The 16,591-nt window shown below is 51.6% G+C and carries 14 protein-coding genes and 1 pseudogene; 9 read left to right on the forward strand and 6 right to left on the reverse strand.

Annotation, left to right across the window (positions count from 1 at the left end):
- Positions 1-45: 45 nt before the first annotated feature.
- Genes potA through HGD79_RS05490 form a run of 6 tightly spaced genes read left to right on the forward strand, consistent with a single transcriptional unit; the run spans position 46 to position 5,161 of the window.
- Positions 46-1,182, forward strand: a complete 1,137-nt coding sequence (gene potA, locus HGD79_RS05465) for a spermidine/putrescine ABC transporter ATP-binding protein PotA (protein ID WP_000531594.1) — start codon at positions 46-48, stop codon at positions 1,180-1,182.
- Positions 1,166-2,023, forward strand: a complete 858-nt coding sequence (gene potB, locus HGD79_RS05470) for a spermidine/putrescine ABC transporter permease PotB (RefSeq protein WP_000799401.1) — start codon at positions 1,166-1,168, stop codon at positions 2,021-2,023. Before potA ends, potB begins: the two co-directional genes overlap by 17 nt.
- Complete coding sequence (potC, locus tag HGD79_RS05475; RefSeq protein WP_000580316.1) at positions 2,020-2,814, forward strand: spermidine/putrescine ABC transporter permease PotC; 795 nt, start codon at positions 2,020-2,022, stop codon at positions 2,812-2,814. Before potB ends, potC begins: the two co-directional genes overlap by 4 nt.
- On the forward strand, positions 2,811-3,857 hold the full coding sequence (gene potD / locus HGD79_RS05480) for a spermidine/putrescine ABC transporter substrate-binding protein PotD (RefSeq protein ID WP_000759309.1): 1,047 nt from the start codon (positions 2,811-2,813) through the stop codon (positions 3,855-3,857). Before potC ends, potD begins: the two co-directional genes overlap by 4 nt.
- 57 nt (positions 3,858-3,914) lie before the next feature.
- On the forward strand, positions 3,915-4,376 hold the full coding sequence (locus tag HGD79_RS05485; protein ID WP_000076381.1) for a DUF3592 domain-containing protein: 462 nt from the start codon (positions 3,915-3,917) through the stop codon (positions 4,374-4,376).
- A complete protein-coding gene (locus tag HGD79_RS05490; RefSeq protein WP_168848323.1) occupies positions 4,373-5,161 on the forward strand; it encodes a TPM domain-containing protein in 789 nt (262 codons plus the stop codon). The genes HGD79_RS05485 and HGD79_RS05490 overlap by 4 nt, the downstream gene beginning before the upstream one ends.
- Before the next feature lie 138 nt (positions 5,162-5,299).
- Here the strand turns inward: HGD79_RS05490 and cobB are convergent.
- The 5 genes and pseudogenes from cobB to lolC form a co-directional block, all read right to left on the reverse strand.
- A pseudogene (gene cobB, locus HGD79_RS05495) lies at positions 5,300-6,122 on the reverse strand (Sir2 family NAD+-dependent deacetylase).
- A gap of 15 nt (positions 6,123-6,137) precedes the next feature.
- Complete coding sequence (nagK, locus tag HGD79_RS05500) at positions 6,138-7,049, reverse strand: N-acetylglucosamine kinase (protein WP_123178260.1); 912 nt, start codon at positions 7,047-7,049, stop codon at positions 6,138-6,140.
- 28 nt (positions 7,050-7,077) lie between these two features.
- A complete protein-coding gene (gene lolE / locus HGD79_RS05505; RefSeq protein ID WP_001251348.1) occupies positions 7,078-8,322 on the reverse strand; it encodes a lipoprotein-releasing ABC transporter permease subunit LolE in 1,245 nt (414 codons plus the stop codon).
- On the reverse strand, positions 8,322-9,023 hold the full coding sequence (gene lolD, locus HGD79_RS05510) for a lipoprotein-releasing ABC transporter ATP-binding protein LolD (protein WP_001033695.1): 702 nt from the start codon (positions 9,021-9,023) through the stop codon (positions 8,322-8,324). Before lolD ends, lolE begins: the two co-directional genes overlap by 1 nt.
- Complete coding sequence (gene lolC / locus HGD79_RS05515; protein ID WP_168848324.1) at positions 9,016-10,215, reverse strand: lipoprotein-releasing ABC transporter permease subunit LolC; 1,200 nt, start codon at positions 10,213-10,215, stop codon at positions 9,016-9,018. Before lolC ends, lolD begins: the two co-directional genes overlap by 8 nt.
- Before the next feature lie 261 nt (positions 10,216-10,476).
- Between lolC and HGD79_RS05520 the strand changes: the two genes are divergently transcribed.
- The 3 genes from HGD79_RS05520 to ldtC all read left to right on the forward strand — a co-directional run bounded on the left by HGD79_RS05520 (position 10,477) and on the right by ldtC (position 16,230).
- Positions 10,477-11,550 (forward strand): acyltransferase family protein, encoded by a 1,074-nt coding sequence (locus HGD79_RS05520; protein ID WP_000810253.1) that lies wholly within the window; start codon positions 10,477-10,479, stop codon positions 11,548-11,550.
- Between the two features lie 127 nt (positions 11,551-11,677).
- Positions 11,678-15,124, forward strand: a complete 3,447-nt coding sequence (mfd, locus tag HGD79_RS05525) for a transcription-repair coupling factor (RefSeq protein WP_168848325.1) — start codon at positions 11,678-11,680, stop codon at positions 15,122-15,124.
- A 143-nt stretch (positions 15,125-15,267) separates the two neighbouring features.
- Positions 15,268-16,230 (forward strand): L,D-transpeptidase LdtC, encoded by a 963-nt coding sequence (gene ldtC, locus HGD79_RS05530; protein WP_001300895.1) that lies wholly within the window; start codon positions 15,268-15,270, stop codon positions 16,228-16,230.
- 82 nt (positions 16,231-16,312) lie between these two features.
- Here the strand turns inward: ldtC and bhsA are convergent, their stop codons facing one another.
- Entirely contained in the window at positions 16,313-16,570 is a 258-nt protein-coding gene (gene bhsA / locus HGD79_RS05535; RefSeq protein WP_000800153.1) for a multiple stress resistance protein BhsA, read from the reverse strand.
- Positions 16,571-16,591 lie beyond the last annotated feature (21 nt).

Raw genomic sequence — 16,591 nt, forward strand, 5'->3', positions numbered from 1 at the left:
GGTTAACCACAAACCCCGCATCGGTAAGCCATCCGTTGCGTTTACATGGGACAGAGTAAAAAATTGAATAAACAACCGAGTTCGCTTTCACCGCTGGTGCAATTGGCGGGAATTCGCAAATGCTTTGATGGTAAAGAGGTCATTCCCCAGCTGGATCTGACTATCAACAATGGCGAGTTCCTCACGCTGCTTGGCCCTTCTGGCTGCGGTAAAACAACCGTTCTTCGCCTGATTGCAGGTCTGGAAACTGTTGATTCCGGACGCATCATGCTGGATAACGAGGACATCACCCACGTTCCGGCGGAAAACCGCTATGTGAACACTGTTTTCCAAAGCTACGCACTTTTCCCCCACATGACCGTGTTCGAAAATGTGGCCTTTGGGTTGCGCATGCAAAAAACCCCCGCTGCTGAAATTACGCCCCGCGTGATGGAAGCCCTGCGGATGGTGCAACTGGAAACCTTCGCTCAACGTAAACCGCATCAGCTCTCTGGTGGTCAACAGCAACGCGTCGCCATTGCCCGCGCGGTGGTTAACAAGCCTCGTCTGTTGTTGCTGGATGAGTCGCTCTCAGCGCTGGATTACAAACTGCGCAAGCAAATGCAGAACGAGCTGAAAGCGTTACAGCGTAAGCTTGGCATTACATTCGTCTTCGTGACTCACGACCAGGAAGAAGCACTCACCATGTCAGACAGGATTGTGGTGATGCGCGATGGTCGCATTGAGCAAGACGGCACGCCGCGTGAAATCTACGAAGAGCCGAAAAACCTGTTTGTTGCCGGGTTCATTGGCGAAATTAATATGTTTAACGCCACGGTGATCGAGCGACTCGACGAGCAGCGCGTACGCGCCAACGTTGAAGGCCGCGAATGTAATATCTACGTTAACTTCGCCGTTGAACCGGGGCAAAAACTGCATGTTCTGCTGCGCCCGGAAGACTTACGTGTTGAAGAGATTAACGACGACAACCACGCTGAAGGGCTGATTGGTTACGTTCGTGAGCGTAACTACAAAGGCATGACGCTGGAGTCGGTTGTTGAACTGGAAAATGGCAAGATGGTGATGGTCAGCGAATTCTTCAATGAAGACGACCCTGACTTTGACCACTCTCTCGACCAAAAAATGGCCATTAATTGGGTAGAAAGCTGGGAGGTCGTACTGGCTGATGAAGAACACAAGTAAGTTCCAGAATGTAGTGATTGTCACTATTGTCGGTTGGCTTGTGTTGTTTGTCTTTCTGCCCAACCTGATGATCATTGGCACCAGCTTTTTGACCCGCGACGACGCCAGTTTCGTCAAAATGGTCTTTACGCTGGATAACTACACGCGTCTGCTCGATCCGCTCTATTTTGAAGTGCTATTGCACTCGCTGAATATGGCGCTGATCGCCACCCTCGCCTGCCTGGTGCTGGGCTACCCGTTTGCCTGGTTTCTGGCGAAGCTGCCACACAAGGTGCGTCCGCTGCTGCTGTTTCTGCTGATTGTTCCCTTCTGGACCAACTCATTGATTCGTATCTACGGGCTGAAAATTTTCCTCAGCACCAAAGGCTATCTCAACGAGTTTTTGCTCTGGCTGGGCGTTATCGACACACCAATCCGTATCATGTTCACGCCCAGTGCGGTGATTATCGGTCTGGTTTACATTCTGCTGCCGTTTATGGTGATGCCGCTGTACTCCAGTATCGAAAAACTGGATAAGCCTTTGCTTGAGGCGGCGCGCGATCTCGGTGCCAGCAAGTTGCAGACCTTTATCCGCATCATTATCCCACTGACGATGCCGGGGATTATTGCCGGATGTCTGCTGGTGATGCTGCCAGCGATGGGCCTGTTCTATGTGTCCGACCTGATGGGCGGTGCGAAAAACCTGCTGATCGGTAACGTCATCAAGGTACAGTTCCTCAATATTCGTGACTGGCCATTTGGTGCAGCCACCAGCATTACGCTGACTATCGTAATGGGCCTGATGTTGCTGGTTTACTGGCGCGCTTCTCGTCTGCTGAATAAAAAGGTGGAACTCGAATGATCGGTCGACTGCTTCGCGGCGGTTTTATGACCGCTATCTACGCGTACCTGTATATCCCAATCATTATTTTGATTGTGAACTCCTTTAACAGCTCGCGCTTTGGCATCAACTGGCAGGGTTTTACCACCAAATGGTATAGCCTGCTGATGAACAACGACAGCCTGTTACAGGCAGCGCAGCATTCACTAACAATGGCGGTGTTTTCGGCGACGTTTGCTACGCTTATCGGTTCACTGACGGCAGTTGCGCTGTACCGTTATCGCTTTCGCGGTAAGCCGTTCGTTAGCGGAATGCTGTTTGTGGTGATGATGTCGCCAGATATTGTGATGGCGATTTCTCTGCTGGTGCTGTTTATGCTGCTGGGTATTCAGCTTGGCTTCTGGTCGCTGCTGTTCTCGCATATCACCTTCTGCCTGCCGTTTGTGGTGGTGACGGTGTATTCGCGCCTGAAAGGTTTTGACGTGCGGATGCTGGAAGCGGCGAAAGATCTCGGTGCCAGTGAATTTACCATTCTGCGAAAAATCATTCTGCCACTGGCAATGCCTGCGGTGGCGGCGGGCTGGGTGTTAAGCTTTACCCTGTCGATGGACGATGTAGTAGTTTCTTCGTTCGTCACCGGACCAAGCTATGAAATTCTGCCGTTAAAAATTTATTCGATGGTCAAAGTCGGCGTATCGCCGGAAGTTAACGCGCTGGCAACCATATTACTGGTGCTGTCGCTGGTGATGGTAATTGCCAGCCAGCTTATTGCTCGTGATAAAACGAAAGGTAACACAGGGGACGTTAAATGAAAAAATGGTCACGCCACCTGCTCGCGGCGGGTGCTCTGGCACTGGGCATGAGCGCCGCTCACGCCGATGACAACAATACGCTGTATTTCTACAACTGGACCGAGTACGTGCCGCCAGGACTGCTTGAACAGTTCACCAAAGAAACCGGTATTAAGGTTATCTATTCGACTTACGAGTCGAACGAAACCATGTACGCCAAGTTGAAAACGTACAAAGACGGTGCCTACGACCTGGTGGTTCCTTCAACCTATTACGTCGATAAAATGCGTAAAGAAGGGATGATCCAGAAGATCGACAAGTCGAAGTTAAGCAATTTCAGCAACCTCGATCCAGACATGCTCAACAAGCCGTTTGACCCGAATAACGACTACTCCATTCCGTATATCTGGGGGGCGACGGCGATTGGCGTTAACGGTGATGCGGTAGATCCGAAATCCGTTACCAGCTGGGCCGATCTGTGGAAGCCTGAGTACAAAGGTAGCCTGCTGCTGACCGACGATGCCCGTGAAGTGTTCCAGATGGCGCTGCGCAAACTGGGCTACTCCGGTAACACTACCGATCCGAAAGAGATTGAAGCTGCATATAACGAGCTGAAAAAACTGATGCCAAACGTCGCAGCGTTTAACTCCGATAACCCGGCTAACCCGTACATGGAAGGCGAAGTTAACCTCGGCATGATCTGGAACGGCTCTGCTTTCGTTGCACGCCAGGCGGGTACGCCAATTGACGTGGTGTGGCCGAAAGAAGGCGGCATTTTCTGGATGGACAGCCTGGCGATCCCGGCAAATGCCAAAAACAAAGAAGGCGCGCTGAAATTGATCAACTTCCTGCTGCGCCCGGATGTGGCAAAACAGGTTGCCGAAACTATCGGTTATCCAACGCCAAACCTTGCGGCGCGTAAGCTGTTAAGCCCGGAAGTGGCGAACGATAAAACGCTCTACCCGGATGCTGAAACCATTAAAAATGGTGAATGGCAGAATGACGTTGGCGCAGCCAGCAGCATTTATGAAGAGTATTATCAGAAGCTGAAAGCAGGACGTTAATTCAGCAAACGGGCGGTGGTATTACCGCCCGTTTTTTAGTTAGCAAGGATGTGGCTAATGAGTCAGGACAGTAAAGTTTTATCCCGCGCTTTTCTCGGTATCGGTCTGATATTGCTCGTTATTTCTGCAATCATCTTTTATTACCATTTTACTTTTACCAAAAGCGCGGTTCATACAGAAGGAATCATTGTTGATGCCGTTTGGTACAACAATCACTCAAACGACGTCGATGATAATGGTTCCTGGTATCCAGTGGTTGCCTTTCGCCCTACGCCAGATTACACGCTAATTTTCAATTCGAATATCGGTAGTGATTTTTATGAAGATAGCGAAGGTGACAGAGTCAATGTCTATTATCCGCCAGGGCATCCAGAACAAGCCGAAATAAACAATCCCTGGGTTAATTTTTTTAAATGGGGCTTTGTTGGCATAGCAGGCATTATTTTCGGTAGTGTCGGTCTGATAATCACGCTCCCCTCCACCAAAAAATCTCGCAGGAAACGGAAGTCCCGCCCATGAAAAAATTCATTATACTGCTCAGTTTACTGATACTCCTGCCTCTGGTAGCAACCAGTAAACCATTGATTCCAATAATGAAGACACTTTTTACGGATGTTACCGGTACTGTACCGGATGCTGAAGAGATCGCACGTAAAGCCGAGCTTTTTCGCCAACAAACGGGAATTGCACCGTTTATTGTGATTTTACCCGACATTAATAATGAAGCCAGTCTCAGACAAAATGGTAAAGCGATGCTGGCGCATGCGTCATCTTCATTGAGTAATGTAAAAGGAAGTGTTCTGTTACTATTTACTACCCGCGAACCACGGTTAATTATGATCACCAACGGCCAGGTTGAAAGTGGTCTGGACGATAAACATCTCGGCCTTCTGATAGAAAATCACACGCTGGCTTATTTAAATGCAGATCTCTGGTATCAGGGAATCAATAATGCATTGGCTGTTCTACAAGCACAGATATTAAAACAACCGACGCCGCCACTGACGTATTATCCGCATCCAGGACAACAGCATGAAAATGCTCCCCCCGGCAGCACCAACACATTAGGTTTTATCGCCTGGGCTGCGACGTTTATCTTATTTTCCTGGATCTTTTGCTACACGACTCGTTTTATTTATGCGTTAAAATTTGCAGTGGCGATGACTATTGCCAATATGGGTTATCAGGCTTTATGTTTGTATATCGATAATAGCTTTGCGATTACCATAATATCGCCACTCTGGGCAGGGCTAATTGGTGTCTGTACGTTTATTGCCGCATTGTTATTGACGAGTAAACGATAAAAGAGGCCGGAAAAGTGCGCGTGTATTATGCCGGATGGGGCGCGAACGCCTTATCCGGCCCACAAAACCCGCAAATTCAATTAATTGCGTCCCCTTGTAGGCCTGATAAGCGTAGCGCATCAGGCAATGCTTCCTGCTTTATAATCCCTTCAGCAACTTTTCAACAAACTCAGGCACCACCTGGCTTGCCGGGCCGTAATATTTCTCGGCAAATTCATTACCGACCTGACTTGGTTCGAGATTCAGTTCCACGGTGTGCGCGCCATGCAGTTTCGCTTCGTGAACAAACCCAGCCGCCGGATAAACATGCCCGGAAGTACCAATGGCAATGAAAATATCAGCCATCGACAACGCCATATAAATTTCATCCATGCCGAGTGGCATTTCGCCAAACCAAACGACGTGCGGGCGCAAGGGTGCCGGGAACTGGCAACAATGGCATTTATCTTCTGGCGTAACGTCTCCGGTCCAGTCGAGAACCTGACCACTTTGCGAACAACGAACTTTCAGCAATTCCCCATGCATATGAATGACATTGGTATTACCTGCGCGTTCATGCAGGTTGTCTATATTCTGCGTTACCAGCAAAAAGCGATCGCCGAGGGCGTCTTGCAGTTTAGCCAGCGCAAGATGCGCGGCGTTAGGCTGAATTTCTGGCTGCTGCAGCTGTCGACGACGGGCGTTATAAAACGCTTGCACCAGTTCAGGATCGCGATCGAAACCTTCCGGCGTTGCCACATCTTCAACCCGATGTTCTTCCCACAGGCCATCTGCGGCGCGAAAGGTACGAATACCTGATTCCGCAGAAATCCCTGCCCCTGTCAGTACGAGTACTCTTGGTTTTTCCATTGCTTCCGGCACCACTTTATCTCTGAAAAAAAATACGCTGACGCAAACGCTCGCGCAGGCGGCGTTTATTTTTACGAAAACGACTTAACCGATGACCCCGACGCGACAGCATAGCAACCTCTGTTGTTTAATCGGTTAGATGTAGGAAGGCCGCACCACGCATTCCTCCCGCATCACCGTGGCGCGCGCGTTCAATGCGCGGAACACGAGCTACAGGTAAGAGATGACGAGGCAGCCTGTCCGCCAGTTGCGTTGTGATTGCCGGGAAATTCGATAAGCCACCACCAATGACGACCAGGTCAGGGTCAACAATGGTCAGGATATTTCCCAGACAAACCGCTAATAAATCCAGATAACGCTCAACGTGCGCCCTTGCCTGCTCATCGCCTTGATCATAAAGCGCAATAATTTCGGGAGCCTGCAACGGTTGATGATAATAGTGTTGATACAGCCACGCAAAACCGCGACCAGACAGATAATTTTCAATGCAGCCATGCTGACCACAGCCGCAGCGGCGTAACGGGAAATCCAACCCTATCATGGTTAACGCATCAACCGGCAGACGCATATGGCCAAACTCGCCGGTAATGTAGCTTTTACCGGTAATCGGTTTGCCGTTGAAAATCAGCCCGCCGCCAACGCCGGTGCCGAGAATCAACCCCATCACCAGTGGATATTGAGTAAATTCATCATCCCAGGCTTCTGAAAGGGCAAAACAGTTGGCATCGTTATCAAGGCGTACATCGCGATCAAGACGTGCGCTCAGGTCGGCACGCAGCGGTTTACCGCTGGCAGCGGGGACATTGGCGGCATACAGCGTACCATCTTCTGTTTCCGGCATTCCCGGAATACCGATGCCGACAGAACCTTTACAGCCAAAACGTTGGTCAGCTTCAGCTACCAGCTCACACACTGCATCTAAAAATGCGTCATAGCTGTCACGCGGTGTCGGCACCCGCTTTTCCCACTGCAACTGCCGACCGCTATCAAACACGCCAAGCGCAATTTTTGTTCCACCAATATCAAACCCGTAATACATTGCCGCTCCTTGTTTTAATGTACTGCCTTTACTGGCCGCTAAGGACTCGCGCAGGGTCAATATTACTGGCGCGCCGCGCCGGATACCAACTTGCCAAAAGACTCAGCAACAATGCTGTGACCAGTACGTAGAAGACGTCCAGCCAGTGCAATTCCGATGGCAGGAAATCAATAAAATAGATATCGCTGGAGAGGAACTGATGACCGATCAACTTTTCAATCCACTCAATAATCGGGGTAAGTTGCAGTGAAACCACCACACCGATAATCACCCCACACAGGCTGCCGAACAGCCCTGCCAGCAATCCATACCAGACAAAGATGGCGCGAATTAAACCATCTTTCGCCCCCAGCGTTCTTAATACTGCGATATCGCCACTCTTGTCTTTCACCGCCATCACTAAGGTGGAGACGATGTTGAAACAGGCCACGCCAATCACCAGTACCATCGCCAGATACATAATGGCGCGGATCATCTGGATATCGCGATACATATAGCCGTAAGTACCAATCCAACTTTTAATATAAACATAGCTGTTGGTCACTTCACCCGCATCGCGTACCAGCTTATTGGCGTTGAAAACATCCGTCATTTTAAGGGCAATACCTGACACGCTGGAACCCATATCAAGATATTGTTGGGCATCCGCCAGCGGGATCATGGCAAAACTGTGATCGAGTTGACCACTCAACTGCAAAATACCGGCAACGTGCAAACGCACACGTTTTGGCTGCATCAGTTTATGCTCGGGATTCGAGTTGGGGATCATAATCGACACCCAATCCCCCTGCTTCACTTTCAGCGCATCCGCCACGCCTTTGCCGATGATAATTTGCTGTTCGCCCGCTTTAAAATTGCGCCACGCATCGCCCTGGACAAACGAGGGTAATGCGCTCAGACGCTGTTCCTGTTGCGGGTTAACGCCCTTCACCTGGATTGCGCGAAGATTCGCGCCACTTTCCACCAGCCCGGTGAAATTGATATACGGCGCAGCGGCGGCAATACCCGGCACTTTTTGCACGTGATCCAGTGCTTCCTGCCAGTTAGTCCACGGCTGATCCACCGCCTCGATTTCACCATGCGGCACCACCGCCAGAATACGGTTGTTCAGTTCGCGTTCAAAGCCGTTCATCGCGCTTAAGCCGACGATCAATACCGCCACGCCGAGGGCAATGCCAATGGTAGAAATGACAGAGATTAGCGACACCATGCCGCCGCGTCGCCGTCCGCGACTAAAACGCAGGCCAATTAATAACGATAAAGGCATCGCCATTACTCCGCCCCCATCAGGCTCAGTTCCGCCGTCAGACGACCATCACGCATTTCTAACTGGCGGCTCATACGTTTCGCCAGTTGCAGGTCGTGAGTAACCACCAGGAAGGCGGTGCCCTGCAAGCGATTCAATTCCCCAAGCAACTGGAAGATGCTGTCGGCGTTACGCGCATCGAGGTTACCGGTAGGTTCATCCGCCAGTACCAGGCGCGGGTTATTCACCAGCGCACGGGCAATCGCCACACGCTGGCGTTCGCCGCCAGAAAGTTCAGATGGGCGGTGATTCGCACGATGCTCCAGCCCCACCGCTTTTAACATCTCAAGTGCACGGCTGTTGATTTCAGCGGGCTTTTTCTTGCCAATAAGCAGCGGCATAGCCACGTTTTCCAGGGCGGTAAAATCCGGCAGCAGGTGGTGAAACTGATAAATAAAGCCCAGCTTCTGGTTGCGCAGCTCTGCTTTCGCCGCCGAAGACAGTTTGCTCATCGGTTGACCGTTAAAGATCACATCGCCGGAGGTTGGCGTATCCAGCCCGCCCAACAAGTGCAGCAAGGTGCTTTTACCGGAACCAGAGCTACCGACGATCGCCATCATTTCACCTTCGCCGACGCTGAAACTGACATTGTGCAGCACATCGGTTTGCACACTGCCTTCCTGATAGCGTTTGCACAGGTTGTCGCATTGCAACAGGATCTTATTCATAACGTAAAGCCTCAGCGGGTTGAGTGGCGGCAGCGCGCCATGAAGGGTAAAGCGTAGACAGCAGCGCGATAGCCATCGCCACCAGCGCAATAACAATGACCTGTAAAGGTTCGATAGCGACCGGCAGCGCCGCGCCATCAAGCAGGACGCCGATTATCGGCATCAGATTATTTAACTGGCTGGCAAGCAGGGCGCCAAGCGCCGCTCCGAGGATCGCACCGATAATCCCGGCGCTGGCCCCTTGCACCATAAAGACCATCATGATTTGTCGCGGAGTTAAGCCTTGCGTTTGCAGGATCGCTACTTCGCCCTGCTTCTCCATTACCATCAGCCCTAGTGAGGTAATAATGTTAAACGCCGCAACGGCGACAATCAGGCTCAGCAGTAAACCCATCATATTTTTTTCCATGCGTACGGCCTGGAACAACTCGCCTTTACGATCACGCCAGTCCTGCCATTTGCTGCCTTCAGGCAGTTTTTGCTGACTTAATGAGTCGACTTTCAGCGGCTCATCCAGCCACAAACGCCAGCCGGTAATATTGCCTACCGGATAACGCATCAGACGCGAGGCATCCTCAATATTCACCAGCATTTCATTGCCATCGACTTCACTGTTGGCGGCGAAAGTGCCAATCACATTGAACAGGCGCTGACTTGGAATACGCCCCATCGGCGTGAACTGGCTGGCAGATGGTACCATCATGCGGATTTGATCACCGCGATTAACGCCTAGCTGTGAGGCAAGTTGTTCGCCGAGGATGACATTATATTTCCCCGGCTCGAGGTCAGTTTGTTTCACATTGACCAGATACGGCGTTAGTGGATCTTTTTGCGCCGGGTCGATACCGAGCATCACCCCGACCGCCACGCTGCGCGCGCTTTGCAGTACCACATCACCGGTAGTAATAGGTGCGACGCGATTAACGCCGTCCAGTTTGACTGCCGTTTCCGGGAGTTGCTGCGGGTTAAGAGAGCCATGCTCAGAAGAGAGAATTGCCTGTGGCATCAGGCCAAGGATGTTGTTTTGCAGCTCGCGCTCAAAGCCGTTCATCACTGACAATACTGTGACCAGCGCCATCACCCCGAGGGTAATGCCGATGGTAGAAAGCCAGGAGACGAAACGACCGAAGCGATCCGCTGCACGCCCACGCATGTAACGCAGGCCAATAAATAGAGCGACAGGTTGGTACATGAAATCCGTCTGGTTGCTGTAGCAAAGACACGAGTATATAAGCGAAAGCAAGATGGGTAAACGTCTGAACTGTAAGTGATCGTCAGGGCTAATCTGAAAAGCCCCCGTAAATCAATCGGCTAAATTGCCATGTTTTATCATCAATCTTGCCGCCTGATCTTAATCTGAAAAATCATCCAATACAGACAGATACCCATTACACCTCGGGTCATAACCCGCAGGATCAACCGCATGTAAATTAAAAAAGAGCGTGTTGTCCTGATGAAACAAAAAGAGCTATGGATTAACCAGATCAAAGGGTTATGTATTTGTCTGGTGGTGATTTATCACTCGGTCATTACCTTTTATCCGCATCTGACCACTTTTCAGCATCCGTTATCGGAAGTCCTGAGCAAATGCTGGATCTATTTCAATCTTTACCTTGCCCCCTTTCGTATGCCGGTTTTTTTCTTTATTTCCGGCTATTTGATTCGCCGCTATATCGACAGCGTACCGTGGGGAAATTGTCTCGATAAACGGATCTGGAACATCTTCTGGGTGCTGGCGCTTTGGGGCGTGGTGCAGTGGCTGGCGTTAAGTGCGCTGAACCAGTGGCTGGCACCTGAGCGCGATTTAAGCAATGCCTCCAATGCCGCTTATGCCGATTCCACCGGTGAGTTCCTGCACGGGATGATCACCGCCAGCACCAGCTTGTGGTATCTGTATGCGTTAATTGTCTATTTCGTGGTATGTAAAATTTTTAGCCGTCTGGCGCTGCCACTATTCGCCTTGTTTGTACTGTTGAGTGTGGCGGTTAATTTCGTTCCCACGCCGTGGTGGGGAATGAACAGTGTGATCCGCAATTTGCCTTATTACAGCCTTGGCGCATGGTTTGGCGCAACAATAATGACCTGTGTTAAAGAGGTGCCGTTGCGCCGCCATCTGCTGATGGCTTCTTTGCTTACCGTTCTGGCGGTCGGTGCCTGGTTGTTTACTATCTCGCTGCTGTTGTCGCTGGTATCGATTGTGGTGATCATGAAGCTGTTTTATCAATACGAGCAACGATTCGGTATGCGCTCCACCAGCCTGCTGAATGTGATTGGCTCCAACACCATTGCTATCTACACCACCCATCGCATTCTGGTTGAAATATTCAGCTTAACTCTGCTTGCGCAAATGAACGCAGCACGCTGGTCGCCGCAAGTCGAACTGACACTCCTGCTGGTTTATCCCTTTGTCAGTTTGTTCATCTGTACTGTTGCGGGCTTGCTGGTAAGAAAACTTTCACAGCGTGCATTCAGCGATCTGTTGTTCTCCCCGCCTTCACTGCCCGCTGCCGTCAGTTACTCCCGCTAAGCCATCGCCCCAGCCGGGGCGATTCAATTTGCTAAACCATGTCGATTACGGATAATGAACAGCATTGCTTATCAGAGATATGCCCCCATATGTTGAGGCATATCCTAACGAGAATCTGACAACCGTTATGCCTGAACAATATCGTTATACGCTGCCCGTCAAAGCGGGTGAGCAGCGTCTGCTGGGCGAGTTAACCGGCGCAGCCTGTGCAACGCTGGTAGCGGAAATTGCCGAACGTCACGCCGGTCCGGTGGTACTCATTGCACCAGATATGCAAAATGCTCTGCGTTTGCATGATGAAATCAGTCAGTTCACCGATCAGATGGTGATGAATCTGGCGGACTGGGAAACTCTTCCCTACGACAGTTTTTCGCCTCATCAGGACATTATCTCCTCGCGCCTTTCCACCCTTTACCAGCTACCGACGATGCAGCGTGGCGTACTGATTGTTCCGGTGAATACGCTTATGCAGCGCGTTTGCCCACACAGTTTTCTCCACGGTCATGCGCTGGTGATGAAAAAAGGTCAGCGCCTGTCACGAGATGCATTACGAACCCAACTGGACAGCGCCGGTTATCGCCATGTTGACCAGGTGATGGAGCACGGCGAATACGCCACGCGCGGCGCGTTGCTGGATCTCTTCCCGATGGGGAGTGAGCTGCCTTATCGTCTTGATTTCTTTGATGATGAAATCGACAGCCTGCGGGTGTTTGACGTCGACAGCCAGCGCACGCTGGAGGAAGTAGAAGCGACCAATCTGCTGCCCGCGCACGAATTTCCGACCGATAAAGCGGCAATTGAACTGTTCCGCAGCCAGTGGCGCGATACCTTCGAAGTGAAGCGCGATCCGGAACATATTTACCAGCAAGTGAGTAAAGGCACATTACCTGCCGGGATCGAGTACTGGCAGCCATTGTTCTTCAGCGAACCACTGCCGCCGCTGTTCAGTTATTTCCCTGCCAATACCTTGCTCGTGAATACTGGCGATCTGGAAACCAGTGCCGAACGTTTCCAGGCTGACACGCTGGCGCGTTTTGAGAATCGCGGCGTCGATCCGATGCGCCCGCTGTTGCCACCACAATCGCTCTGGCTGCGGGTGGACGAGCTCTTCTCAGAGCTGAAAAACTGGCCCCGGGTGCAGCTAAAAACTGAACATTTACCGACAAAAGCCGCGAATGCCAATTTAGGTTTCCAGAAACTGCCAGACCTGGCCGTTCAGGCACAACAAAAAGCGCCGCTGGATGCGCTGCGTAAGTTCCTCGAGCCTTTCGACGGTCCGGTGGTGTTCTCGGTAGAAAGTGAAGGTCGCCGTGAAGCGCTGGGTGAACTGCTCGCACGAATTAAAATTGCTCCGCAACGCATTATGCGTCTTGATGAAGCCAGCGACCGTGGGCGTTATCTGATGATTGGCGCTGCCGAACATGGTTTTGTCGATAAGGTGCGTAATCTGGCGCTGATCTGCGAAAGCGATCTGCTCGGTGAACGTGTTGCCCGCCGTCGTCAGGATTCTCGCCGCACCATCAACCCCGATACACTGATCCGTAACCTTGCGGAGCTGCATATTGGTCAGCCGGTGGTCCATCTGGAGCACGGTGTCGGGCGCTATGCCGGAATGACCACGCTCGAAGCGGGCGGCATTACTGGCGAGTATTTGATGCTCACCTATGCCAACGACGCCAAACTGTATGTTCCGGTGTCGTCACTGCATCTGATTAGCCGTTACGCAGGTGGCGCGGAAGAAAACGCCCCGCTGCATAAACTTGGCGGCGATGCGTGGTCACGCGCGCGGCAGAAAGCGGCGGAAAAAGTGCGTGATGTGGCGGCGGAATTGCTGGATATCTACGCGCAACGCGCCGCCAAAGAGGGCTTCGCGTTTAAACACGATCGTGAGCAGTATCAGTTGTTCTGCGACAGCTTCCCGTTTGAAACCACGCCGGATCAGGCGCAGGCCATTAATGCGGTACTTAGCGACATGTGTCAGCCGCTGGCAATGGATCGTCTGGTGTGCGGCGATGTTGGCTTTGGTAAAACAGAAGTGGCGATGCGCGCCGCTTTCCTGGCAGTAGATAACCACAAGCAGGTGGCGGTGTTGGTGCCTACCACCCTTCTCGCGCAGCAGCATTACGACAACTTCCGCGACCGTTTCGCCAACTGGCCGGTACGTATCGAAATGATCTCCCGTTTCCGCAGCGCCAAAGAGCAGACGCAAATCCTTGCGGAAGTGGCGGAAGGGAAAATCGATATTCTGATCGGTACGCACAAACTGCTGCAAAGTGACGTCAAGTTTAAAGATTTAGGCCTGCTGATTGTCGATGAAGAACACCGCTTCGGGGTGCGTCATAAAGAGCGCATTAAAGCGATGCGCGCGAACGTGGATATTCTGACGCTTACTGCAACGCCGATCCCACGCACGCTGAATATGGCAATGAGCGGAATGCGTGACCTGTCGATTATCGCCACGCCGCCCGCCCGTCGTCTGGCAGTTAAAACCTTTGTCCGTGAGTATGACAGCCTGGTGGTCCGGGAGGCGATCCTGCGTGAAATTTTGCGCGGGGGGCAGGTTTATTATCTCTACAATGATGTGGAAAACATCCAGAAAGCTGCCGAACGGCTGGCAGAACTGGTGCCTGAAGCACGGATTGCCATCGGTCACGGGCAGATGCGCGAGCGCGAACTGGAACGGGTGATGAATGATTTCCATCATCAACGTTTCAACGTGCTGGTTTGTACCACCATTATCGAAACCGGGATCGACATCCCGACAGCCAACACCATTATCATTGAACGTGCGGATCACTTCGGTCTGGCGCAGCTGCACCAGTTACGCGGTCGCGTCGGACGTTCGCATCATCAGGCATATGCATGGTTGCTGACACCGCATCCAAAAGCGATGACTACCGATGCACAAAAACGTCTTGAAGCGATTGCCTCGCTGGAAGATCTCGGGGCAGGTTTTGCGCTGGCAACGCACGATCTGGAGATTCGCGGCGCGGGTGAACTGCTTGGCGAAGAACAAAGCGGCTCAATGGAAACCATCGGTTTCTCGCTGTATATGGAGTTGCTGGAAAACGCCGTCGATGCACTGAAAGCCGGACGCGAGCCGTCGCTGGAAGATCTCACCAGCCAGCAAACAGAAGTCGAGCTGCGGATGCCGTCGCTATTGCCAGATGATTTCATCCCTGACGTGAACACGCGTCTGTCGTTCTACAAACGTATTGCCAGCGCCAAAACGGAAAACGAACTGGAAGAGATCAAAGTCGAGCTTATCGATCGCTTCGGCCTGCTGCCGGATCCGGCGCGTACCCTGCTGGATGTTGCCCGTCTGCGCCAGCAAGCGCAGAAACTGGGGATCAGGAAGCTGGAAGGTAATGAGAAAGGCGGGGTGATCGAATTTGCCGAGAAGAATCACGTTAATCCGGCCTGGTTGATTGGTTTGCTGCAAAAACAGCCGCAGCATTACCGCCTTGATGGTCCGACGCGCCTGAAATTTATTCAGGATTTGAGTGAGCGGAAAACGCGTATCGAATGGGTACGCCAGTTTATGCGTGAACTGGAAGAGAACGCGATCGCTTAATGGTAAATCGGGGGCGTTTCTGCGCCCCCATCTGCAACATTTACAAATTCTTTGCACTTCCCTGCACTATCCGACACTGTCACCATCCATAATTCAGGCTTATCTGTTTATTACAATAACCTTATATTTATTATGGATTTTTGGTGATGATCAAAACGCGTTTTTCTCGCTGGCTAACGTTTTTTACGTTCGCCGCTGCCGTGGCGCTGGCGCTACCGGCAAAAGCCAACACCTGGCCGCTGCCGCCAGCGGGCAGTCGTCTGGTTGGCGAAAACAAATTTCATGTGGTGGAAAATGACGGTGGTTCTCTGGAAGCCATCGCCAAAAAATATAACGTCGGCTTTCTCGCTCTGTTACAGGCTAACCCCGGCGTTGATCCTTACGTACCGCGCGCGGGCAGCGTGTTAACGATCCCGTTGCAAACCCTACTTCCAGACGCGCCGCGCGAAGGCATTGTGATCAACATTGCGGAGCTGCGTCTCTATTACTACCCGCCGGGTAAAAATTCGGTAACCGTGTATCCAATAGGTATTGGTCAGTTAGGTGGTGACACGCTGACACCGACAATGGTGACCACCGTTTCAGACAAACGTGCAAACCCAACCTGGACGCCAACGGCAAACATCCGCGCCCGTTATAAAGCACAGGGAATTGAGTTGCCTGCGGTAGTGCCGGCTGGACCGGATAACCCAATGGGCCATCATGCGATTCGTCTGGCGGCCTATGGCGGCGTTTATTTGCTTCACGGTACGAACGCCGATTTCGGCATTGGCATGCGGGTAAGTTCTGGCTGTATTCGTCTGCGGGATGACGATATCAAAACACTCTTTAGCCAGGTCACCCCAGGCACCAAAGTGAATATCATCAACACTCCGATAAAAGTCTCTGCCGAACCAAACGGTGCGCGTCTGGTTGAAGTACATCAGCCGCTGTCAGAGAAGATTGATGACGATCCGCAGCTGCTGCCAATTACGCTGAATAGCGCAATGCAATCATTTAAAGATGCAGCACAAACTGACGCTGAAGTGATGCAACATGTGATGGATGTCCGTTCCGGGATGCCGGTGGATGTCCGCCGTCATCAAGTGAGCCCACAAACTCTGTAAATCCTGGATAAAAAAAATCCCCGCGACACGGCATGTCGCGGGGAAAAAATCAGCAGTAGCAGGCATTAATGAGGGTTAATGCTTATTTATAAATTACTGCTGTTCCATGGAGGGTATTCGGACCGGTTACAGAAGTAATACGGAAAGATTTTGCGCCCATCTCATCCGCTTTTTGCGCCAGCTGCTCTTCCAGCGATCCCAGATTTGTCCCCGCGTTAGCACTGATTGTACCGACTTTTTGTTGGCCTTCTGGCGTTGACTGAACTTCGACAGCCGCAAAGCTGGCAAATGACATGGAGCTTAAAATCGCCGCAGCGATGAGGGTTTTTACGTTTTTAATAATAGTGGCCTTATGCAGATG

Origin of the sequence: Escherichia sp. SCLE84 (assembly GCF_012584495.1) — a bacterium.
Classification (GTDB): Bacteria; Pseudomonadota; Gammaproteobacteria; order Enterobacterales; family Enterobacteriaceae; genus ECMA0423.